Genomic DNA, 22144 nt, shown 5'->3' with positions numbered 1-22144 from the left:
AGAAGAACGTCAATGTGCAGCGCAGAGTCGCATGCCCATTCCCGCACGATCACCCGCATGATGGAACGCCGCATGCCCCTCTCCCCCAGCCGCTTCTGGACCATTCTGGCCGTTATTGGCCTGCCTGTACTAGCCTGCCTGTTGCCTGTGGGTATGGGGGCACCGTATATACTCACCCCAGCGTTTGTGGGGCTTGCAGGGGCCTGTGCGGCATGGATAGCGGTGCGTCAGCCCAAAGCAGCCCCCGCACCGCAGGCAGACACCCCACCACCCCCTACGGCACCAGCGGGGGAAAACGACCCCAAGCTGCGCCATGACATACGTGGTATTATTTCACCCGTTATGCTGATTGCGGACCAACTAGCGCTCAGCCCCGACCCAGCCACAAAAAAAGCGGCCGAAACCATTAATGATTCGCTAGACCGGCTGACTGCCCGCCTCAAACAACGCAAAACGGATTAAGCCCTGCCTTACGGGCGTTCGATCAGTTCCACCTTGTAGCCGTCCGGGTCTTCCACAAACGCAATAATGCTGGTTCCAAACTTGACTGGCCCGGCAGGCCGCACAACTTTGCCACCGCCTACGCGAACACGCTCCACAACAGCGGCAACGTCGGCCACGCCTATGGCAAAATGCCCGAACCCAATGCCAACCTCGTACCCATCATCCTGACCCCAGTTATAGGTCAGCTCAATTTCCGCCTGCCCAGCAGCGTTATCTGCAAAGCCAATAAAAACAAGGGTGTATTTGCCTTCCGGCACATCACGGCGGCGCAGCTCGCGCATACCAAGCAGCGCATAGAATGCCAGGCTCTGCTCCAGATTACGAACACGCACCATAGTATGCAAAAAACTGGACATAGCGTTTCTCTCCTCAGCTCAACAAAGAACTCATTTACGCTGTTATTCTACGGACTGTATTTCTGCCGGGTCTATGGCGATCAGGAACAAACCCAGTTTTTCGGCCTCTGCCACACAGGCGGCGCGGTCTGTTAACAGGGTGTTCCCCGCCTCAAACGCAATTCCACGCAAACCTGCGGCATGCGCGTTTCGCAGCGTTGTCGGCCCTATGGTGGGCATATCGGCTCTTTTTTCCTGCCCCGGCTTGAGCAGCTTGACCAGCACACCGCCATCCCCGGGCTGGCGGCATGCCCCCGAGCGCGCCAGCATGGCATCCGTGCCTTCCATAGCCTCTACGGCCAGCACAACGCCGTTCTGCACCACACAGCCCTGCCCTATATCCAGCCGACCTAGCGCCTGAGTAACGATGACGCCGTGCTTTATATCCGCCAGAGCCTGCTCATCTGGCCGTAACGGACCCAGCACACCGGCCTCAGCCACGGAGTGGGATAAAAATTCATGTGCGCCACGCACCTGAAAACCTTCTTCCCCCAGAATACGCACTAAAGCTGCCAGCAGGCCGTCATCCCCCGCAAACAGGGCTTTGCCAAGGCGCGCCAGAATACGGGCCCCTTCGGCATCGGGGTAAAGGCTACGCAGGGAAGGACGGCGGATAGGGCCGATGAGCACCAGATCGGAGCAGGCATGGGCACGTAACAGGCTTAACATGCGGCCCGCGGCCCCCAGACGCACACATTCATGCGGCCAGGGGGCTAGTATGGCAGGGTCGGCAAACCCTTCAAATCCAATAATAAAAACAGGTCGGCCTGCGGCATGTGCTGCCTCTGCCACTCTGGCTGGCAGAGGGCCTCCTCCTGCCAGAATGCCAACCGCTGTTGGCGCGACACTCACGCGCCTTCGGTTTCCGCCTGATCAGCAGCTCCACCGCGTGCGGGGCGCACGAGCCCGCGGTGGCTGGGAGCATCTATAAAGTCCAGAATTTCCTTAATCCGGGCATTGCCCGCAAAAGTCTCACGCACATGTGCCAGCCGCGCCTGAAAAGACACATCGCCACAGACCTTGGGGTACAAGGTAAAAAAGGCTTTGCGCATCAGCTGGATTTCGGCCGATTGCACGCCGTTGCGGCGCAGCCATATCCAGTGCAGGCCAATCAACCGAGCACGGTTACCCAGCACGCTCCCATAAGGAATAACATCGGCCTCAACACCAGCCACCCCGCCCACAAGAGCAGCGTGCCCGATCCTGACAAACTGGTGGATGGCGGCAGACCCCATAACGCGAGCATCGTTGCCAATTGTCACATGGCCACCCATGACCACGTTGTTGACAATGATCACACGGTCACCCAACACACAGTCATGGGCGACATGCGCATTGGCCATGATGAGCACATCCTGACCAACACGCGTGACCCCAGCCCCTGTAGCCGTTCCCCGGTGAATGGTCACATGCTCACGCACAACCGTACGGGCACCGACCTCGCACCGGGTTGGTTCGCCTTTGTATTTGAGATCCTGCGGCGCCATACCCACCGTGCAGAACGGAAAGTAGCGCGAATGCGCACCCAGATGGGTATGCCCATCCACAACAACGTGGGAGATCAGCTCCACCCCGTCATCAAGAACTGCATTTGGCCCAACAGAGCACCACGGACCAATAACCACGCCTTGCCCAAGCTTTGCCCCCGGGGCAACCAGAGCCGTTGGATGAACAAGCGTCTGCCTGGCTTCCTCTACAGCGTGCACCACTTCAGTTCCTTATATTCCGCCTGACTTGCGACACAGAGTCACTGGGCCCTGCCCCAGAATGTCGGCCGGTAAAAGCGAACAGAACTGGAGCATATCTTGAGCCAACCGGCACACCAAGCGTAAAAAATCAGCCCATGATCATGGCGCTAAAGGTTGCTTCTGCAACCACAACACCATCAACGCGTGCTTCCCCACGGAACTTCCATACATTGGAGCGGTGCCGTTCCTTGACCACATGAATACGCAGCTGGTCACCCGGTTCTACCGGACGGCGGAACTTTGCCCCTTCGATCGTCATGAAATAGACGAGCTTGCCCTCAAAGGCTTCCCCGAGCGACAGAACAACAAGCGTTGCCGCGGTCTGGGCCATGGCTTCCACAATAAGGACGCCAGGCATAACGGGCCGTCCGGGAAAATGCCCCGGAAAAAACGGTTCGTTAACCGAGACATTCTTGATACCGGTCGCTTCTTCCCCCAGGACAATATCTTCCATCCTGTCGATCAGAAGGAAAGGATACCTGTGAGGAATCGCCTGCATGATACGGTTGACATCAATCCGTGCGATTGTCTTGCCGTCCTGCTGGGATTCTTGTTGTGTCTCCACGTCCCCTAAACCACCCTCTGTACCGGACCGCAATCCGGGATAAGTTCATACCTTGTCTGAATCGCCCTTGGCCGACCCAGACGCTTTTTTTGCCAACTTGCGCAGCACCGCCACGTTCCGGAAAAACTCCCGGAACGGCATGGCAGGGCTACCTATGACATCTGCACCGCTCTCAACATCCGACATAACACCACACTGCGCACCAATGCGCGCTTTGGCACCAATACGGATATGGCCAATAAGGCCAGCCTGAGCAGCAACCGTTACATAGTCCTCGAGTACTGTGGAACCAGAAATACCCGCCTGGGATACCACAATACAGCAGCGCCCAAGCTGGGCATTATGCCCGATCTGGACCAGATTATCGAGCCGGGACCCCGCACCAATAACCGTGTCATTAACCGAGCCGCGGTCAATGGTGCTGTTGGCACCAATCTCCACATCATGCTCGATGATAACACGACCAAGCTGGGGAACGCTCTCAAACCCCTCAGGCCCGACCGCAAACCCAAAACCTTCCTGCCCAATGCGCGCACCGGGCAGAATGGTAACACGGTCCCCCACCAGAGCATGAGACAGCGTAACCATGGAGCCAATACGGCAGTCCGCACCAAGCTGCACGCCGTGGTCCAAAACGGAATGAGAGCCAATAATGCAGCCGGCCCCAACCTGCACATCAGGCCCGACAACCACAAAAGGCCCCACCTCTGCCGTAGGGTCCACAACAGCAGAAGGATCTACCACTGCAGAAGGGTGAACACCACCCTTGCCAATCTGGCGCGGGTGGAACAGCCGCGCAATGCGCGACCACGCTAGATACGGCGTGGTGGTCACAAGGGCTGCGGAATGTTCTGGCACCTTATCTGCAAAAGCAGGGGCAACAATAACCAGACCAGCCTGCGTATGCTCCAGCAGGGGGGCATAGCGGCGGTTATCCAGAAAACTCACATCACGCGCGCGGGCCACCTGCAAAGGCGCTATGCCGGTATAACCATCCTGCGGAAAACTCCCCTGCCGGGGAGGCCGCAGCTCGGCATCGGCTGTTTCTGCCAGTACCGATGCATCAAATGGTCCGACACGCGTAAAAAAACGCGGATCAGCCGGGCCGGAAGACGCCCTGCAATCCACCATGCTTATTTTTTCCCGGCAGGAGCCGCAGGTGCCACCGGAGCTGGGCCGGATGCTGCCATCTGCGGGTCCCCATCAGCCGTTGTGGGCATCTTGCCGGATTTTGCCAGCTCTTCGGGGTCTACGTTGGCTTCAGGAATGAAAACGCTGGGCAGAACCTTGTTCAGGTTTGCTGCCACTTCGTTCGTAATGTCCTGGCCATCCACATGCAGGGCAACCTGCTCGCTATGCAGCACAAGGTTCATGCCATGTGCGGCAGCAACCTTCTGAATAACCTGCACCAGTTCACGTTCGATCTGCCCCAGAGAAACCTGAGCCGCTTCCTGAATAATCCGGTTGCGGTTACGGAAGTCGCGCTGTGCCTTCATGACCTTGGCCTGAAGGCTGCGTTCACGGGTCTGGATCTGGTCAGATGTCAGGGACTTGGCCTGAGCCTGCAGCGTCTGCTGCTCGTCACGCCAGCCAGCCTGTTCACGCTGGAGATCCTGCGCCAGCGCATCGCGGCGGGCACCCAGAACACGCTCCACCTGCATGGCAGCAGAGGTCTGACGCATAACGCCAGATACGCTGATCACACCAATAATGGTGGTGGGCGGGGGCGCTTCCTTGGCAACTTCAGGTGCGCTGGGAATGGGCGGCAAAGGCAGAACCGGAGGAGCCTGATCTGCTGCTTCCTGACTATCAGCTGCAGGAGCGGGCAGTGCTACGGGTGCAGGAGCGGCATTACGAGCAGCAGGATGCGGAGCCTGTGCAGCAGGCTGGGTTTTGGGAACGAACCAGCCATTCCCACCTTCTGCCTGAGCAGCGGGCATGAGGGCTGCGGAAAAAGAAAGGCAAACAGCCCCCAGAAGGGCAGCTTTTGAACTGAAACGCATCATTACCTCAGAATTGCTGGCCGAAGCCGAAGCGAAGGAGCTGTGTACGGTCATTATAACTGCGTCTGACCGGCACACCAAGGTCAATATTCAGCAGGCCAAACGGGCTTTTCCATGAAAAACCTGCACCCGCACTGATACGCGGGCTCACCATATCACCCGATACTGCCGTGTAGTTCGCCCCGGCGGTAGCGCGGTTGGTGTAAAGGTGCTTCACGCGCAAACCTGCCACGGACCCCATATCCACAAAGGCACGGCCACCCACACCCATTTCTGTCAGGAAGGGGATCGGGAAGTTCACCTGCGCCGTCGCGTTGTACATGAACCGCCCACCGATCAGATCTTCGGAGTGATGGGCTGCGTTACCCACGCTTCGTGGGCCGGCACCACCATCAAGGAAGCCGCGCAGGTTGTTACCACCCAGATAGAAGTTATCGATAATATCGTGGCGGCCGTTGCTACCCCAGTCCGCAAGGTACCCGGTGCCGCCACGGAAGATGATTGTCCAGTTGTGGCTGTTGGTCAGGTCATCAAGCGGGATGTAGTAACCACCGTTAATCTTGCCGCGAACGTAGTTTTCGTCCCCGCCAATACCGGCAAAGTCACCCCCAACAGAGACAAAATACCCACTATGCGGCTGCATGCGGTTATCACGCCGGTCATACATAACCGTGGTGCTCAGCTGGGAAAGAAGCGACTTGCCCTTCTGCTCCTGAACATAGGGAGAAGATTCACTCCACATATCCCCCACCCAACGGCGGATCAGGCTGTAGTTCCACGACTGCGAAAGGTAGCGGTTATACGAATACCCCATACGCAGGGTAATACCGTACCGCCCTTCCGAGTAGTTCTGATACGTCTGGTAGTTGTTTTCGATGAAGAAGATATCCGCACCGACAACCAGATTGCGCCCGAGAAAGACCGGGTCCGTAACAGAAAGGTCAGCCTGCTTCTGGTAGTACGAAACAGTGCCCGAGAACCCGGCATCCACCCCTGTACCCAGCAGGTTGTGCTGCTTGAGCCCGACGTTACCAATAATACCCACATCGGTGGAGTAACCACCACCAAGCGAGAACTCGCCCGTTGGTTTTTCCACAACGTTAACGGACACGTTGGCACGGTCGGGGGAGGAACCCGGAGCGTCCTTTACGTCCACCGATTTGAAGTAGCCCAGATCCTGGACCCCTTCCTTGGCGTATTTCTTGTAGCTGCTTGTGTAGGGGTCACCCTCGGCAAACGGAAGCTGCCGGCGGATAACGTTATCCTGCGTAATGGTGTTGCCGTTAATATCGATCCGCTCAATATACCGGCGCGGGCCTTCACTTACGTCAAACAGCAGATTGACAATATGCTTTTCGGGGTTGCGGGCAATAACCGGACGCACCACGGCAAAAGGATGCCCTTCCGACTGGAGCAGTTCTTCCATGTCGGTCGCGTTATCCTGCACGGCCTTGCCATCGTACCACTGGTGTGGGAACAGCTCGACATACTTACGCAGCGACTTGGCCGGCACGTGCCGCAGGCTGGAGCGGATATCCACCTTGCCCAGACGGTAACGGATGCCTTCGTCCATTGTGATGGTGATGTAGAAAGATTTGCGGTCAGGCGAAAGTTCGCCCTTGATATCCTTGATCTGGAAATCAACATACCCGTTGTGCAGGTAGAACCGGCGCAGGAGCTCGCCATCGTACTTCACACGTTCGGGGTTATATTCGTCAGACGAACCCAGAAAATGGTACCAGGCCGTTTCCTTGGAGGAAATCGCGCCAGCCAGTTCGGCCTCGTTGTAAGCCTTGTTTCCAACAAACGCGATTTTGCGGATTTTGGTGTTCGGGCCTTCATTGATCTGGAAGATCACATCCACACGATTATGCGCAAGGCGCACGATCTGGGGTGTCACCACCGCTGCAAAGCGGGACTTCTGGGCATAGACTTCCAGAATACGCTGCCGGTCATCCGCCGTTGTTTCTGCCGAGAAAACCGCACGCGGACGCAGGGAGAGCACCTTGCGCAGGTCCTCATCCTTGGCGGCATGATTGCCCTCGAACACGATCCGGTTGACGATCGGGTTTTCCTTGAGCCTGACGAGGAGGGTATTCCCCTCACGCCGCAAGGTTACGTCCTTGAACAGGCCGGTCGCATACAGGGTCTTCAGGGAACGATCGAGGTCATCCTGCGTAAACGGATCACCCGGGCGGACAACCATGTAGGACAGGACCGTGTTGGTCTCGATGCGGGTATTGCCTGAGACGCGGATCTCATCAATCACCCCCACGGGTGCTGGCTGAGCATCCGGCAGAGGTGCTGGAGGACTTTCGGCATCACCCTCGGGCGATGCAACAACAGCTGCTGGTGCCTGTGTGTCCTGGGTCTGGGCGGCCATAGCCCCCCGTCCCTCGAGCAGGAAAAAAGGCAACATGCAGACAGAAACGAACAGGGCCGAACGTTTACCCGCCAAGATCTGCCTCCCTCCATCCGGGTCGGTTCAGCACGGAAGCCTATCTCCCGTTCTTGTCTCGCCCGCAAGGGACGTATCCGAAATTACCCTTGTCACGCAAGCCTTCCCTTCACGCCCAGTTCACTATCACCCTGCGAGCGTTGCAACCCACCTGAACAACCCGAAGCTGGACAGATCATTGAACGTCGAAAACAAGAACAGACCTGCCAGCAATGCAAACCCGGTCTGGAAACTAACCTCTTGCACCCGCTTGGAAACCGGGCGCCCTCTTATTGCCTCTATGGCATAAAAAACCAGACGTCCACCATCAAGAAGCGGAACGGGAAAGAGATTGATCAGACCCAGATTAACAGACAGCAGCGCCATGAAGGAAAGCAGGCTGGCAAACCCGTATTGAGCGACCTGCCCGGAGAGCTGCGCAATCTTGAGCGGACCGCCCAAATCCCGCGCGGTATGCTGCCCGCTAAAAATCTGCCACACGCCATTGAGCGTCTGCACAACGGTGTTCCATGTTGCCTTGGCCCCAGCAGAGACAGCCTGCGGCAGCGGCAGGGCCTTGCCCGGCTCAACCGCAAAGACCACACCCAGCAGCCCGCGAGCAGGCCCACCACGCGAATCCTGCGTAGAGCCAATAGTCAGGGGAACTTCCAGCGACTGGCCATTACGCTGCACCAGCAGTGTTGTTTTCTGCCCCGGTGTCTGGGCCACTGTGGCCTGTGCGTCCTCAACCCCCGCAATATCGTGCGTGCCTATGCGCAGGATAACGTCACCCTTCTGCAGGGCAGCATTTTGCGCGGCACTGCCGGGCAGGACGGATGCAACCTCGTTCCGCACATGCGGCTGGCCCGCCGTTGCAAACAGCAGCACAAACAGCACAAACGCCAGAATGAAGTTAAAAACCGGCCCGGCCAGAATAACAATGGCACGTGACCATACGGATTTGTCGTGGAAAGTCCGGCCCGGAATCCACGCGGCTTTCTGTTCTTCGGTCGCATCTTCGGGGTCATCAAACCCGTGCGGGCGCACATAACCGCCCAAGGGAATCGGGCAGATGCGCCATTCTGTCCCGCTCTTGTCACGCCATTTGAACAGGGCGGGACCAAAGCCGAGCGAAAAGACCTCCACATGCACACCGCGCCAGCGGGCTGCAAGGTAATGCCCCAGCTCGTGAAAGGTAACCAGAACGCCCAGCACGAAAACGAAGGAAATCAGGGTGCGCAGATATTCGTGTATCATCATTCCTCCGATATCGGGGCTGAAGGCGGTTTTCTCAAGCAACCACGGCAGAAATCTGCTGGGTTGCAACGCGCCGGGCCTCTGCATCCCAATGGAGCACGGCATCGAGCGTATCGGCCGGAGGAGCGCCGAGTGCGTTCATGGTATCTTCAACCACGCGCGCAATGCCCAGAAAACCGATCTGTTCTTTCAGGAACGCTTCAACCGCAATCTCATTTGCCGCAGATAGAATGGCCGGAACAGCCTTGCCTGCCCGCAGGGCCTGCCGCGCCAGACGCAGTGCGGGAAAACGCACTTCATCTGGTGCAATAAACTCTAGCGTGCCAAAGGCGGCAAGGTCCAGACGGCTGGAGGTCGTGGCCATACGCCGCGGCCATGCCAGTGTATGGGCGATGGGAATACGCATGTCAGCCGAACCCATCTGCGCGATCAGGCTGCCATCGGTGTACTGCACCATACCGTGCACCACGGACTGGGGGTGCACCAGCACATCAATCCTGTCTTCGGTCAGGCCAAAAATACGTGCCGCTTCAATAACCTCCAGCCCCTTATTGAACATGGTGGCGGAATCGATGCTGATCTTGGCCCCCATGCTCCATGTCGGGTGTTTGAGTGCCTGAGCCGGTGTGGCCGCACGCATGACATCCACCGAAGCATTGCGGAAAGGACCGCCAGATGCGGTGAGAATTATTTTTTCAACCTGATCAGCCTGCCGGTCCGCCATGGACTGGAAAACCGCATTATGCTCGGAATCGACCGGCAGCAGCGTTGCCCCGGCATCCTGCACCGCACGGAGCATGACATCCCCCGCGCAGACCAGTGCTTCCTTGTTAGCCAGCGCAATGCTGTTGCCGTTCTTCACAGCGGCCAGTGTAGGTTCCAGCCCCGCAGCGCCAGTAATGGCTGCCATGGTCCAGTCCGCTGGCAGCCCCGCTGCCTCTATGACCGCCTTGCGGCCACAGGCGACCTCAACACCACTCCCGGCCAGAAGCGCCTTGAGTTCAGCATAAGCGCTTTCATCAGCCAGCACGGCCAGCTCGGCCTTCAGGCTGCGGGCCTGCTCGGCCAGCTTGGCAGCATTTTTACCACCCACAAGCGCACGCACCCGATACTGGTCACGCGCCTGCTCCAGCAGATCCACGGTAGAGCAGCCAATGCTGCCGGTAGTTCCCAGAACGGTTACGGTTCTCATGTCTTGTCTTTCCAAACCCGAAAAATAACACAAGCCCCGACCACGCAGGGCAAAAGCCAAAAACTGGACTAACCAGGCATGCCAGAAACAAGGCTATAAACAAGATCGTGCAGGCCAGCGCTCCAGAAGGGTGCATCAGGCACGGTAACGGAAACGGCGGCAGCAACAGGTGCGGCCACCACCAGACCATCAAACCGGTCGAGCAGACCACCATGGCCGGGCAGCAGCGTGCCGGAATCCTTAACGCCGAGTGCCCTCTTCATGGCGCTTTCGGCCAGATCTCCAAGCTGGGCGGACACGCCCAGAATGCCTCCCCAGACCAGCGCCATATGCGTGCTTCCCAGACCAGAGAGAAGCGCTATGCCACCCCCCATAAGCACAGCCCCCACAAACCCGCCCAGAGCACCTGAGCGCGTTTTACCGGGGGAAATGCGCGGGGCCAGTTTGGGTCCGCCAATCAGGCGGCCTGCCATATAGGCCGATGTGTCACTCGCCACCACAACGGCGACAACAAACAGAACAGGCCAGATACTTTCCACCCGTAGCCAAAGCAGAGCTGTACCCGCCATGATGATCACGCACATCATGGCGCACAACTCCGCACCGAATACGCATGAGCCGACACTGAACATGATAAAATAACGCCAGTGCTCGGTTGCGGCAGAAAACCCACCACAAACCGCCCACAGCACATACAGCCTGCCCTGCCAGCTCTGGGCAGGTAACTTGAGAAGGCCCGCGGCCTCAAACGCCATGCCGCCCATGGCCACAAGCACCATCAGGATATAGGCGACCCCGCCCACCCCGATGCACCCGCCCGCAACCGCGATCATGACCATGGCTGACAGCACGCGCGGCCGCAGGTCCCGCCATGCGGAGGATTGTCCGGTCGTTGTCATGCGGAAGCCACCGGCCGCGCACCAAAGCGCCGCTCACGGCGGGCGTAAAGATCCAGCACCGTTGCAAAATGCCCTTCATTGAAGTCTGGCCAGAACACATCCAGAAAAACAAGTTCCGCATATGCGCTCTGCCAGAGCAGAAAGTTGGAAAGCCGGTATTCCCCGCTCGTGCGCACGACCACATCGGGGTCAGGCACGCCAGCGGTCCACAAATGGTTGGCAAACAGGCTTTCATCAATCTGTTCGGGGGTTAGCCAGCCATCGCGCACTTCCTGCGCAACACGCCGGACAGCCTGCATAATATCCCCCCGCCCCCCGTAGGACAGGGCCAGCAGCAGCACCAGCCGCCCGTTATTGCGGGTCATGGCTTCGGCACGAGCCAGTTCTTCACGCAGGCTCGTATCAAATCGGCTCAGATCACCAATAAAACGGAGGCAGACGCCCTCGCTATGCAATTCCTTGACCTTGTGGCGCAGATAATAGCGCAAAAGGCCGGTCAGGTCTGAGACTTCCTTGGGGCCGCGTGACCAGTTTTCGGATGAAAACGCATAAAGGGTCAGGTAGGGCACACCCCGCTGAATAGCCGCCTTGATGCACCGCGCCACGGCATCTGCCCCGGCACGATGCCCCGCTAGGCGCGGCAGCCCCCGCTCACACGCCCAGCGCCCGTTGCCATCCATGATAATGGCGACATGCGAAGGAACGACCGCTTTTCTGTCGGCTGGCAAGGAAGACATAACAGGAAAAAATCCACCGTTTCAGTTCAGCGGGCATAAACCGGCCCCGTTCAGGCAGGTCTTCAGACCTGCTTGATTTCCTTCTCTTTTTCGGCAAGCATGTCATCTACTTTTTTGACATACTGATCAGTCGTTTTCTGAATGGCGTCAGACCAGGTCTTAACGTCATCCTGACTGATGTCGCCCTTCTTTTCAAAACCCTTGGCCTTGTCCATACCATCGCGGCGCACGCCACGTACGGCAATTTTGGCCCCTTCCGCATAACGTGCGGCAGCTTTTGCCAGTTCGTTACGGCGTTCTTCGGTCAACTGCGGAATAGGCACCCGGATGGTCTGGCCTTCACCGGCGGGGTTAAGGCCCAGCCCGGCATCGCGGATAGCGCGTTCCACGGCCCCGGCCAGAACACGGTCCCAGACCTGTACGGTAATCATGCGCGCTTCAGGCACGGCAATGGAGGCAACCTGCGTAAGCGGCACTTCCCCCCCATAGGCTTCCACCCGAACGGGTTCGAGCAGAGCCGGGCTGGCCCGGCCGGAGCGCAGGCCCGAAAAATCACGACGCAGGCTTTCCAGCGCGCCATCCATACGGCGCTTGATATCATCAAGCAGGTCATTCAAGTCAGACACGGCGGTTTCTCCCGTTTTGTCGCAAAGGCACTGTGCTGTCCTGCCCTCGCCTAGTTCATTCCGCGTGCTGCCTTAACGGGCAGCGGTTTGCATGGTGTCAGGTTGCTTCAATAATGCGCGTAAACGCACCTTCGCCGCGCATAACGCGACCGAACGAACCTTCCTCGCCAATATTAAAGACAATAATCGGCAGTTTATTCTCACGTGCCAGACTGATGGCCGCTGCATCCATGACGCTCAACTGGTTGGAGAGCACAGTCATGTATGTCAGCTCATCATACCGCGTGGCGCTGGGGTCGTGCTTGGGGTCGGCCGAATACACGCCATCGACCTGCGTCCCTTTTAGCAGAATATCGCATTCCATTTCCGCCGCACGCAGGGCCGCTGCCGTATCGGTGGTAAAGAAGGGGTTGCCCGTACCGGCGGCAAAAATAACCACCCGGCCTTTTTCCATATGCCGGACCGCCCTGCGCCGGATGTACGGCTCAGCCACGGAAGACATGTGAATGGCGGACATAACCCGCGTTGTTATCAGTTCACGTTCAAGCGCATTCTGGAGCAGCAGCGCGTTAATGACCGTTGCCAGCATACCCGCATAGTCACCCTGCGCGCGGTCCATGCCTTTGGCTGCGGCAGCCACTCCACGAAAGATGTTGCCACCACCCACAACGAGGCACACTTCCGTACCGCTGCGAACGACCTCGGCTACATCCTTGGCAATCCGCTCGACCGTCTTCTGTTCTACCCCAAAGGCGCCCTCACCCATCAGGGCTTCACCAGACACCTTGAGCAATACACGTTTACGCCTTGGCGTTTCAGAGACAGAAGCAGTCATAGGCCCTCAATCATGCAAAGTCCGACAAAAAACAGACCTCCGCCACGCGCAGGCGCGCAGCGTGTAAGATCGCTCTCTCTTATCCTCCAAGGCGCACGGCCACAAGCGCCAAGCCGTGCTTTATGGCACGTCATCCAGCCCGATGGCACGCAGGCGGGCCCGCTCTTCATCCCAGCCAGAACGTTCCTTGACATTCAAAAACAGGTGACACGGGCGTTCCAGCAGGCCGGCAAGCTGCTTGCGCGCCCGCTCGCCTATCATTTTGATCTTCTGCCCGCCATTCCCAATAAGAATGGCTTTATGCCCGGTGCGGCCAACGTAAATTGTAACTTCAATCCGCACCGAACCATCGGGCCGTTCCTGAAAACTCTCGGTCTCGGCCGTGGTGCCATAGGGCACTTCCTCATGCGTCTGCATGAAAATCTGCTCACGCACCAACTCGGCTGCAAGCAGGCGGTCGGGCAGATCGGTCAGGTCATCTTCGGGGTACAGGTATGGGCCTTCGGGCAGGCTGGCAGCCAGCTTGTCCAGCAGGTCGTCCACACCACCACCGGTGCGCGCACTGACCATGAACACATGCTCAACGGGCAGTTTTTCGGTAATGGCCGCCGTAAGGGGCAGCAGGGCAGATGCAGGCACAAGGTCCGTTTTGTTCAGCACCAGCCACGTAGTGCGCCCAGCCTGCGCCAGACGGGTAATAATGTCCTGCACGGCTTCGGTCAGGCCTGTGCGGGCATCCACCAGCAGCAAGGTTATGTCCGCATCATCCGAGCCAGTCCAGGCGGCGGCCACCATGGCGCGGTCAAGCTTACGGCGCGGCTTGAAGATACCGGGCGTGTCCACCAGCAGAATCTGGCTGGCCCCGCGCATGAGAATACCCAGCACCCTAAAGCGCGTGGTCTGCGCCTTGGGCGAAACGATGGAGAGCTTGGCGCCCGCCATACGGTTGAGCAGTGTTGATTTGCCTGCGTTTGGTGCACCCACCAGCGCAGCAAAGCCACAACGTGTTGTTTGTGTCATGCCTGTTGCTTCAGCCCTGATGGCTGCCTCCAAGTTTTTCCAGCAGGGTTGCCGCGGCAGAACTTTCTGCTGCCCGCTTGCTCCCTGCACATCCTTCTGCCGAATACCCACCAGCACTGACCCGCACCACAAACACGGGAGCATGCGATGGACCATCGGCCCCTATTGTTTCGTAAAACGGCAAGCCCTGCCCACGCCCCAGAACCCATTCCTGCAATGCGGTTTTGGGGTCTTTGGGGGGGAGGGCCTGCGCATCGAGTATCCGCTTCCAGCAAGCACGCACAATCTTGCGTGCCGGAGCCAGCCCACCATCGAGAAAAACCGCGCCAAGCACGGCTTCCAGCCCATCGGCCACAACATTGGCAGCAGTCTGCACACCGGCGCGGGCCTCATGCTCCGCTACGGACAGGGCTTCGGCAAGACCAAGCTGCTCGGCAATATCCGCAAGCGTTGCACGTGAAACCAGATGCGCAAGCCGCGAACCCAAGGCCCCTTCCTGCTCGCCCGGAAACCGCTCCAGCAACAGTTCCGCCATAAGCAGGCCCAGAACACGGTCGCCAATAAACTCCAGCCGCTCGTTGGAGCCTGCCCCTTTGGTTTTGTTCCGCCTGCGCCCACCCGCCTTCTGATGTGCGGCAGAACGGTGGGTCAGCGCTTCCTGCAACAGGGAAGGATTGGCAAACTGGTAGCCCAGACGCTCCTGCAACGCCATGGACGCCAGATATTGCGGCGTGGAGTGGCCCGCATTCATTACATCACGCCTTTTAACAGACGAGCCCAGCGGATTTCGGTCGGCCAGTACCAGACCTGCCAGATGGGATGTGCCGCCTCAACCGAGAAGAAAATACGCTGGGCCTTACCAACAAGGTTTTCCATGGGCACAAAGCCAAGGTCTTTGGGGCCATCCCCCACAAAGCGGCTATCGGCGCTGTCATCACGGTTGTCACCCATGGCAAAAAAGTAACCGGGGGGGACTACGTATTCGGGGGTGTCGTTCTGCGGGCCATCATTAGTCAATTTCAGAATATCGTGCCGGACTACTCCCTGCCCGTCGCGCAGGGGGAGTTCTTCCGTGCAGGCTTCGCCTTCCATGGGCATGCGCGTTTCATCCTGCGCCACGTAAGCATGCGGCTGCACGCAAGGAACCCGCACACCATTGAGGAAGAGCTGCCCCCCGGTTACCTGAATACGGTCCCCCGGCAGGCCAATAACCCGCTTGATGTAATCAATGGATGTATCTTTGGTAAACCGGAACACCGCCACATCGCCCCGGTGCGGCTGCCCTGCCCAGACCCGCCCGTTAAACAGGTCTGGCGAAAACGGCAGCGAAAACCGTGAATAGCCATAGCTGTATTTGGACACCCAGATGTAGTCCCCCACCTGCAGGGTGGGGATCATGGACCCGGACGGGATGACAAAGGATTCAAACAAAAACGTACGGACAAAAACAACAACGATCACGACCGTTAGAATTGTCCGTACATATTCCACCACAGCATGTCTGACGGTAACAGCGTGCTGCGCTCCAGTTGGAGAAGTCTCCGGTTTACTCATGCGCTGCCCATCTGCTCCCATAATCATGCCAGAAAAATAAAATCCGCTGGATCAAGCCGTGCGCTTGGTGTGATGTCAACCCGCGCGGACCGAGATAAACACCTGTGCAAACGCATAAGGGGGCTCATCGGTCATGCTCAGCATCAGTTCAGGCTCATGGCCTGCGGGCACCAGTTCTGCCAGCCTCCGGGCCGCGGCCCCCGTTAACACCAGCACCGGCTGGCCCGATGCAAGGTTTTCCACCCCGATCTGGCTTTGCGCAACCCCGTGGGCAAAACCTGTACCCAGCGCCTTGGCGCATGCCTCCTTGGCCGCCCAGCGCTTGGCGTAGGTGCCTATTCTGGCAGCTCCCACACGCCGTTCAGCCTTGGCACGCTCATACGGCGTAAAAACACGGTCCAGAAAACGCTCCCCAAACCGCTCCATGACCTGCTCGATCCGCCGCATGTCGCACAGGTCCACGCCAGTTGCCAGCAGGGTCATGACTTGGCCCGATCCGCCTGCGCAATGCCCGATACAGCCCGCAACCCGGCAATAACAGAGGACAGGTGGCGCAGGTCACGCACCTCCACATCCAGCAGGATCTCGGTAAAGTCGAGCTGGCGATGCACGATCTTGAGGTTGACCATAGCCGCATCGCACTTGGAAATCGTATTGGTAATGGATGCCAGCACAGAGCCCTCGTTTTCGGCTACAATGCTGATACGGCCAACACGCATCTGCCCGGTTCCACCGGCGCGGGCCATGGCGTCGTAATCCCAGTCCACATCCAAAAAGCGCTCGGGCGTTGCGGCAAAACTTTCCAGCGTCTGGCAGTTGCGCGTATGCACGGTCACGCCCTTGCCTGTTGCCACCACGCCCACAATCCGGTCTCCCGGCAAGGGGTGGCAGCAGGCTGCGTAATGCACGGCAACACCGGCTCCAAGCCCAACCAGCGGCACCGCCCCACCCGATGGACGGCGCATGGTGGGCGCGCCGCGCGGCCGTGGCCCTGCCGTACCCAGTACACCGGGCAGGCCCGCCAGCATGCGCGGCACACGCTGCACACGCCGCAGTTCGGGGTAGGCCGCATGCACCACATCCCGCGCGTTCAGGTTGCTGGTACCAACCGCAACATACAGGTCCTGCAAGGAACTCTGCTTGAGCGCCTTGAGCGTGGTCTCCATGATTTTTTCGGAGCCATCCACACCTTCCTGGCGGAAGGCCTTGGCCAATGCGGCACGCCCGTTATCCAGCGAAACCTGGCGCTGCTGCTGCGCCACATAACGGCGGATGCGCGCGCGTGCCTTGCCCGTAACGACAAACCGCTCCCACGAGGGAGAGGGCGCGCCACCACGGGCGGTCATGATTTCGACCTGATCGCCGTTTTCCAGCTCATGCCGCAGCGGCATAAGGCGACCGTTAACCTTGGCCCCTACGCAGGTATCCCCGATCTGGCTATGCACCGCATAGGCAAAATCAACCGGGGTTGCCCCACGCGGGAGCGAGATAAGCTGCCCTTTGGGCGAAAAGCAGAAAACCTGATCCTGATAAAGCTCAAGCTTGGTGTTTTCCAAAAACTCATCAGGGGCGGATGAGGCCTCCAGAATTTCCAGCAGATCCTGCACCCAGCGTGGGCGGCGTACGCCACCATACCCGCCCTCATCAGGGCTGCTGGTGCCGCCTTCCTTGTACACCCAGTGGGCTGCAACACCGTTTTCGGCCACGTCGTGCATGGCCTGCGTGCGGATCTGCACTTCTATTTTCTGGTTACGGGGGGAACGCAGCGTAACCCCCGTATGCAGGCTCTGATACCCGTTGGCCTTGGGGGTGGAGATATAGTCCTTGAACCGCCCGGCGATCATGGGGTAGGCGGCATGCACCGCGCCCAGCGCCATATAGCAGTCCTCACGCGTGTCCACGATCATGCGGAAAGCCATGATGTCGGACAACTGCTCGAACGCCACATTCCGGCGCTGCATTTTTTCCCAGATGGAATAAGGCGATTTTTCACGCCCCGAAACCTGAGCGTCCTTCAACCCCGCTTCGTGGCACAGGCGCAGCAGTTCGCGCCGCACGTCCTCAATAACATCCGCCCCCTGCCCGCGCAGATAGTTCAGGCGTGTGCGGATGGTTGTATCGGCCTCTGGCTCAAGCTGCGCAAAGGAGAGGTTCTGGAGCTCGGTCTTGACCCGGTCCATACCAATACGCTCGGCCAGCGGCGCATAAATATCGAGCGTTTCACGCGCGATGCGCTGCCTGCGGTCCTGCCGCTCCACAAAATGGAGGGTGCGCATATTGTGCAGACGATCCGCCAGCTTGACCAGAAGGACACGAATATCCTTGGACATGGCCAGCACGAGCTTGCGGAAGTTCTCGGCCTGCTTGGTGCGGTCAGACTGGAGTTCCAGCCGGGTCAGCTTGGTCACGCCATCGACCAGATCGGCCACAACAGGCCCAAAATCGGCCTTTAGCGTCTCATACGTAACGCCGGTATCTTCAATGGTATCATGGAGCAGAGCGGTGCAGATGGACTGCACATCCAGCCTGAAGCGCGCCAGAATCATGGCAACGGCCAGAGGGTGGGTTATGTAGGGGTCGCCATTATCGCGCATCTGGCTCTGATGCGCCCTGTTGGCTACATCAAATGCACGACGAATGGATTGTACATCGGCCTGCGGTGCATAACTCAGCACCTTGGCAACCAGCCGCTCGCAGCCGATTTCCCCCACACGACCAGTGGGGGATGCTGGCGCTACAGACGCCTCAACCGGGGCACCCCCCTCCCGCTCGGGGGAGGAGGTGTGAACGGGAATATCGCCGCCCGGTTGGTCCACGCGCCCTTTACCGCCGTGCGCGACCGGTCAGTGCCGCTTCAATAGCGCGCACGTCATCTGCGGCTTCTTCCTCGGCGGAAACTTCCTGCAGACCGAAAATATTCTGTTCGGTCGGCACCAGATCCTGCACTTCTTCTTCCACGGGCTCGGGTTCGGGCTCGCGGGCCTGCGAACGGATCAGATCGTTCCGCAGAGCGGGCAGTTGCACGGTTTCATCCGCAATTTCACGCAGGGCAACGACAGGGTTTTTGTCGTTGTCGCGGTCAATGGTCAGCTCCTCGCCACGGGAGATGTTGCGGGCGCGCTGCGCGGCGTACACCACCAGTTCAAAGCGGTTTGGAACCTTTTCAACGCAGTCTTCGACGGTGACGCGGGCCATTACGAAGAGCCTCCAGACAGTTCAGCACAGAAATAAGATAAAAAAGACAGAAAGGGCATATTACCGCATCCACCCCCGACAGGAAAGGCTTATTACCCGATCACCCGGATTTCCTGCCCTTTTACGGCCTGAAGCATCTGCTCCAGTGGCTGGCCGGTGCGCGGATGCACCCAGCCAGGCAGCACATCGTGCAGGGGGTAAAGCACAAAGGCACGCTCATGCGCCCGCGGGTGAGGCAGAACCAGCCGCTCCGTATTCTGGCACAGAGCATCCATATCTATAATGTCCAGGTCAAGCGTGCGCGCGGCATTGGGCACGGAACGCACGCGGCCCTGCTGCGTTTCTATGCTCTGAAGATGATCCAGCAAGGCCAGAGGAGGCAGACTCGTCACACCCAGCACAACCCCATTCACGTAAGGTGGCTGCCCTGAGGGCGGCATGGGGGCCGTCTCATACCAGCGGGAAACAACCTGCACGCACAACCCCGGCACCCGGCGCAAAGCCTGCACGGCCTGCTCGCAGCTTTCCAGCGCAGGCTGCTCCCCCAGGGGCAGATTTGCACCTATTGCTATCAGGACCGATCTGGTATGATTTTTTTCTTCCGCCATGTAACGCCTCACGCCTGAGTGGAATATCTTGTTTTGGACACAATTGGGGCCTCTTTTATAAGGGCGCCCTGCAAACAAACAGCCAGAGGGGCTTTCATTCCGAACCGCATGATAAAAATTTCATTTCCACATAATCGAAACCCAAAAGAAACAACTTTGAATTTATTTAGAGGACCACGCTCATGAACCTAAAAAAAGACGAAAAAACCTGTCTTTTCATTGACGGATCAAGCCTTTACTCAACATCGCGCAGCCTTGGGTTTGATGTTGACTACAAAAAACTGCTCGAATTTTTTGCAGCCAAAACGCATGTGATCCGCGCCTATTATTACGCCGCCATTCTGGACACGGAGGATTACTCTCCGCTCAAACCGCTGACTGACTGGCTCTCCTATAACGGTTATTTTCTTGTAACCAAGCCCGCGCGCGAATTTACGGATTCGACCGGCAAGCGCCGCGTTAAAGGCAATATGGACATCGAAATTGCGGTGGACATGATGGAAATGGCCCCGCACATAGACCATGCCATTCTGTTCAGCGGGGATTCAGACTTCCGCCGCGTTGTCGAGGCCGTGCAGCGGCAGGGTACGCGCGTTTCCGTTGTGTCCTCCATGCGCTCCTCCCCGCCCCTGATCGGGGATGACCTGCGCAGGCAGGCCGACCAGTTCCTTGAGCTGGCGTCTCTGGGGGCCAACTTTACACGCCGCCAGACCGAACCCAACCGCCCCCGCACCAACCCCGCACCGATCCGCCACCCGGCTGACCAGATGAGCGAACCCGAGGATGATCCGCTAAGCTAAGCGCAATATTACAAAACAGAATTTTGCTCTATGTTCTAGAACGTATCTGCCCCTCGCACGTTTGGCCTAAACACCCCCCCATTGCGGGCTGTGTGCCTGCCACAGGCCAAACGTCAAGGTTTTCTGGAGTTAACTGATGCCCACTTGTTCCGAAGCCAGAAGCAAGCTGCTTTCTCTCCTGCGTGGTGTTGAACACTTCAACACCGAAATTTTCCCCGCGAAGGAAGCCCTGTTTGCCAGTCTGGCCAAAGGGCAGGCTCCCGGCGCGCTGTTCATTGCCTGCGCCGATAGCCGCATCAACCCCAACCTGATCACCCAGACCGAACCGGGTGATCTGTTTATTCTGCGCAACATTGGCAACCTGGTTCCCGCATACGGGGAAATGCTGGGGGGTGTTTCCTCCGCCATTGAATACGCAGTTCTTGGGCTTGGCGTGTCCTCCATTATCGTGTGCGGTCACTCCGACTGTGGCGCCATGAAAGCACTGCTCGAACCCGAAAAGAACGGGTTGGACAAAATGCCCACAGTGCGCAGCTGGCTCCGTAATGCGGAAGCCGCACGGGCTGCCACGGTGAACACCCTGCATTCTGAAGATGCCGGGCCAGCTACCGTGCGCTGCCTTGCCGAGCAGAACGTTCTGCTCCAGCTTGCACACCTGCGCACCCACCCCGCCGTTGCCGCAGGGCTGGCGCGTAACACACTCTTCCTGCAAGGGTGGTTCTACGATATTGGCACGGGGGAAATCTCGGTGCTGGATGAACAGACCCGCACGAGTGTTCCGATCAGTGGTGTTATTGAAAAACTGCAAGAACAGACCGAACAGGAAACTGCCTGACCTTTCAGGCTTACGCACGTCGGCACGCCGTCTGGGCTTGATAGCCCTTGCGGGTGCCGGCTTTTTTTTGCCCGGAGTCTGCCTTGCAGCCCCTGCGCAAACCCTGAAAATCAGCACATGGAACGTGGACTGGCTGCTGGACAGCCAGATGCAGCACGCCCCGCGAATACCCCCCGACATTCCCCACAGAACAGCGGATGACCTTGCCGCTTTGGCAACCTACGCCAAACGCCTGCACCCCGACCTGATTGGCTTGCAGGAGGTAGGAGATACAGCAACTCTTGCCCGCCTGTTTGGCACGCAGGAGTATCAGCTTTTTCTTTCAGGGGATGATATTCCCCAACATACCGCGCTTGCCGTGCGCCAAGGCCTGCACGTAAAGCGCAACCCGGACGCAAGTGCTCTGGCACTCAGCCCCACCGCAACACGGCACCACCTGCGCAGCGGGCTGGACGTAACCATAAGCACTGACAGCGCAGATTTACGGGTGCTGGTTATTCATCTCAAAACTGGCTGCTGGGACAACCCGTTATCTGAAACACACCACGCCTGCCCCATTTTATTCCAGCAATTTCATGCCCTGCAGGACTGGCTGGCTCAACGAGCAAAAAATCGGGAATCCTTTGCCATTATAGGGGATTTTAACCGACGCCTCACGCGCACGGACCCTTTGTTTATCGCGTTAAATCAGATCACACCGCTGGAGCTTGTCACTGCCGGGCATGCCAGCCCCTGCCAGAATGGCAGCAGCTTTATTGATCACATTCTTCTTGGTGGGGACGCCACCCAATGGGCACAACCAGAGTCCCTGCGCGTTATGGTTCTGCCACAGAACAGCGCACGGGTACTGAGCGATCATTGCCCCGTTTCCGTAACGCTAAAAATACCGCGTCAAACCTCGCCATAAAAAAAAGCCGCTACGGTTTGCGTAGCG

At 58.5% G+C, this 22144-nt stretch carries 24 protein-coding genes; 4 read left to right on the top strand and 20 right to left on the bottom strand.

Features of this window, described 5'->3' with window-relative positions; genetic code table 11:
- Nucleotides 1-12: 12 nt before the first annotated feature.
- A complete protein-coding gene (locus tag HK20_RS00835) occupies nucleotides 13-462 on the top strand; it encodes a hypothetical protein (RefSeq protein WP_233129022.1) in 450 nt (149 codons plus the stop codon).
- Between the two features lie 8 nt (nucleotides 463-470).
- On the opposite strand, the gene gloA is transcribed toward HK20_RS00835, so the two are convergent.
- The 20 genes from gloA to folK form a co-directional block, all read right to left on the bottom strand.
- A complete protein-coding gene (gene gloA / locus HK20_RS00830) occupies nucleotides 471-860 on the bottom strand; it encodes a lactoylglutathione lyase (protein WP_086645210.1) in 390 nt (129 codons plus the stop codon).
- Nucleotides 861-902: 42 nt separating this feature from the next.
- The gene (locus tag HK20_RS00825) at nucleotides 903-1751 is read right to left on the bottom strand and encodes an LpxI family protein (RefSeq protein WP_086645209.1); all 849 of its coding nucleotides are present in this window, start codon (nucleotides 1749-1751) and stop codon (nucleotides 903-905) included.
- Nucleotides 1748-2605 carry an acyl-ACP--UDP-N-acetylglucosamine O-acyltransferase gene (gene lpxA, locus HK20_RS00820; protein ID WP_086645373.1) on the bottom strand — a complete coding sequence of 286 codons (858 nt, stop codon included), beginning with the start codon at nucleotides 2603-2605 and terminating at the stop codon, nucleotides 1748-1750. The genes HK20_RS00825 and lpxA overlap by 4 nt, the downstream gene beginning before the upstream one ends.
- 130 nt (nucleotides 2606-2735) lie before the next feature.
- Nucleotides 2736-3173 (bottom strand): 3-hydroxyacyl-ACP dehydratase FabZ, encoded by a 438-nt coding sequence (fabZ, locus tag HK20_RS00815; RefSeq protein WP_264813731.1) that lies wholly within the window; start codon nucleotides 3171-3173, stop codon nucleotides 2736-2738.
- Nucleotides 3174-3257: 84 nt separating this feature from the next.
- The gene (gene lpxD / locus HK20_RS00810) at nucleotides 3258-4343 is read right to left on the bottom strand and encodes a UDP-3-O-(3-hydroxymyristoyl)glucosamine N-acyltransferase (protein ID WP_086645207.1); all 1086 of its coding nucleotides are present in this window, start codon (nucleotides 4341-4343) and stop codon (nucleotides 3258-3260) included.
- A gap of 2 nt (nucleotides 4344-4345) precedes the next feature.
- Entirely contained in the window at nucleotides 4346-5218 is an 873-nt protein-coding gene (locus HK20_RS00805) for an OmpH family outer membrane protein (RefSeq protein ID WP_086645206.1), read from the bottom strand.
- 4 nt (nucleotides 5219-5222) lie between these two features.
- Entirely contained in the window at nucleotides 5223-7634 is a 2412-nt protein-coding gene (gene bamA / locus HK20_RS00800) for an outer membrane protein assembly factor BamA (protein WP_369822999.1), read from the bottom strand.
- A gap of 165 nt (nucleotides 7635-7799) precedes the next feature.
- Nucleotides 7800-8912, bottom strand: a complete 1113-nt coding sequence (gene rseP / locus HK20_RS00795; RefSeq protein ID WP_086645204.1) for an RIP metalloprotease RseP — start codon at nucleotides 8910-8912, stop codon at nucleotides 7800-7802.
- A gap of 31 nt (nucleotides 8913-8943) precedes the next feature.
- A complete protein-coding gene (gene dxr / locus HK20_RS00790) occupies nucleotides 8944-10101 on the bottom strand; it encodes a 1-deoxy-D-xylulose-5-phosphate reductoisomerase (RefSeq protein WP_086645203.1) in 1158 nt (385 codons plus the stop codon).
- A gap of 68 nt (nucleotides 10102-10169) precedes the next feature.
- A complete protein-coding gene (locus tag HK20_RS00785; RefSeq protein WP_086645202.1) occupies nucleotides 10170-11000 on the bottom strand; it encodes a phosphatidate cytidylyltransferase in 831 nt (276 codons plus the stop codon).
- Nucleotides 10997-11737 carry a polyprenyl diphosphate synthase gene (gene uppS, locus HK20_RS00780; protein WP_086645201.1) on the bottom strand — a complete coding sequence of 247 codons (741 nt, stop codon included), beginning with the start codon at nucleotides 11735-11737 and terminating at the stop codon, nucleotides 10997-10999. The genes HK20_RS00785 and uppS overlap by 4 nt, the downstream gene beginning before the upstream one ends.
- Before the next feature lie 62 nt (nucleotides 11738-11799).
- On the bottom strand, nucleotides 11800-12321 hold the full coding sequence (gene frr, locus HK20_RS00775) for a ribosome recycling factor (protein WP_051544026.1): 522 nt from the start codon (nucleotides 12319-12321) through the stop codon (nucleotides 11800-11802).
- Between the two features lie 139 nt (nucleotides 12322-12460).
- Nucleotides 12461-13198: a UMP kinase gene (gene pyrH, locus HK20_RS00770; protein WP_086645199.1), complete on the bottom strand. Its 738-nt coding sequence runs from the start codon at nucleotides 13196-13198 to the stop codon at nucleotides 12461-12463.
- 120 nt (nucleotides 13199-13318) lie between these two features.
- Nucleotides 13319-14218 carry a GTPase Era gene (gene era, locus HK20_RS00765; RefSeq protein ID WP_086645372.1) on the bottom strand — a complete coding sequence of 300 codons (900 nt, stop codon included), beginning with the start codon at nucleotides 14216-14218 and terminating at the stop codon, nucleotides 13319-13321.
- Nucleotides 14219-14228: 10 nt separating this feature from the next.
- The gene (gene rnc, locus HK20_RS00760) at nucleotides 14229-14969 is read right to left on the bottom strand and encodes a ribonuclease III (RefSeq protein WP_233129021.1); all 741 of its coding nucleotides are present in this window, start codon (nucleotides 14967-14969) and stop codon (nucleotides 14229-14231) included.
- A complete protein-coding gene (lepB, locus tag HK20_RS00755) occupies nucleotides 14969-15772 on the bottom strand; it encodes a signal peptidase I (protein WP_086645370.1) in 804 nt (267 codons plus the stop codon). Before lepB ends, rnc begins: the two co-directional genes overlap by 1 nt.
- A gap of 75 nt (nucleotides 15773-15847) precedes the next feature.
- Complete coding sequence (gene acpS, locus HK20_RS00750; protein WP_086645198.1) at nucleotides 15848-16255, bottom strand: holo-ACP synthase; 408 nt, start codon at nucleotides 16253-16255, stop codon at nucleotides 15848-15850.
- Nucleotides 16252-18588: a bifunctional (p)ppGpp synthetase/guanosine-3',5'-bis(diphosphate) 3'-pyrophosphohydrolase gene (locus HK20_RS00745; protein ID WP_086645197.1), complete on the bottom strand. Its 2337-nt coding sequence runs from the start codon at nucleotides 18586-18588 to the stop codon at nucleotides 16252-16254. The genes acpS and HK20_RS00745 overlap by 4 nt, the downstream gene beginning before the upstream one ends.
- A gap of 7 nt (nucleotides 18589-18595) precedes the next feature.
- On the bottom strand, nucleotides 18596-18967 hold the full coding sequence (gene rpoZ, locus HK20_RS00740) for a DNA-directed RNA polymerase subunit omega (protein WP_059023327.1): 372 nt from the start codon (nucleotides 18965-18967) through the stop codon (nucleotides 18596-18598).
- Nucleotides 18968-19059: 92 nt separating this feature from the next.
- Complete coding sequence (gene folK, locus HK20_RS00735; protein ID WP_086645196.1) at nucleotides 19060-19575, bottom strand: 2-amino-4-hydroxy-6-hydroxymethyldihydropteridine diphosphokinase; 516 nt, start codon at nucleotides 19573-19575, stop codon at nucleotides 19060-19062.
- 182 nt (nucleotides 19576-19757) lie between these two features.
- Between folK and HK20_RS00730 the strand changes: the two genes are divergently transcribed.
- The 3 genes from HK20_RS00730 (at nucleotide 19758) to HK20_RS00720 (ending at nucleotide 22117) form a co-directional block, all read left to right on the top strand.
- Entirely contained in the window at nucleotides 19758-20375 is a 618-nt protein-coding gene (locus tag HK20_RS00730) for an NYN domain-containing protein (protein WP_086645195.1), read from the top strand.
- A gap of 136 nt (nucleotides 20376-20511) precedes the next feature.
- Nucleotides 20512-21210, top strand: a complete 699-nt coding sequence (locus HK20_RS00725; RefSeq protein WP_086645194.1) for a carbonic anhydrase — start codon at nucleotides 20512-20514, stop codon at nucleotides 21208-21210.
- A 37-nt stretch (nucleotides 21211-21247) separates the two neighbouring features.
- A complete protein-coding gene (locus tag HK20_RS00720) occupies nucleotides 21248-22117 on the top strand; it encodes an endonuclease/exonuclease/phosphatase family protein (RefSeq protein WP_233129020.1) in 870 nt (289 codons plus the stop codon).
- Nucleotides 22118-22144: the final 27 nt, after the last annotated feature.

The sequence above is a fragment of the Acetobacter sp. DsW_54 genome (assembly GCF_002153575.1).
In the GTDB taxonomy this organism is placed as follows: Bacteria; Pseudomonadota; Alphaproteobacteria; order Acetobacterales; family Acetobacteraceae; genus Acetobacter; species Acetobacter fabarum.
Note: the sequence above shows the minus strand (reverse complement) of the source record. Positions and strands in the feature narration are given on the sequence as shown.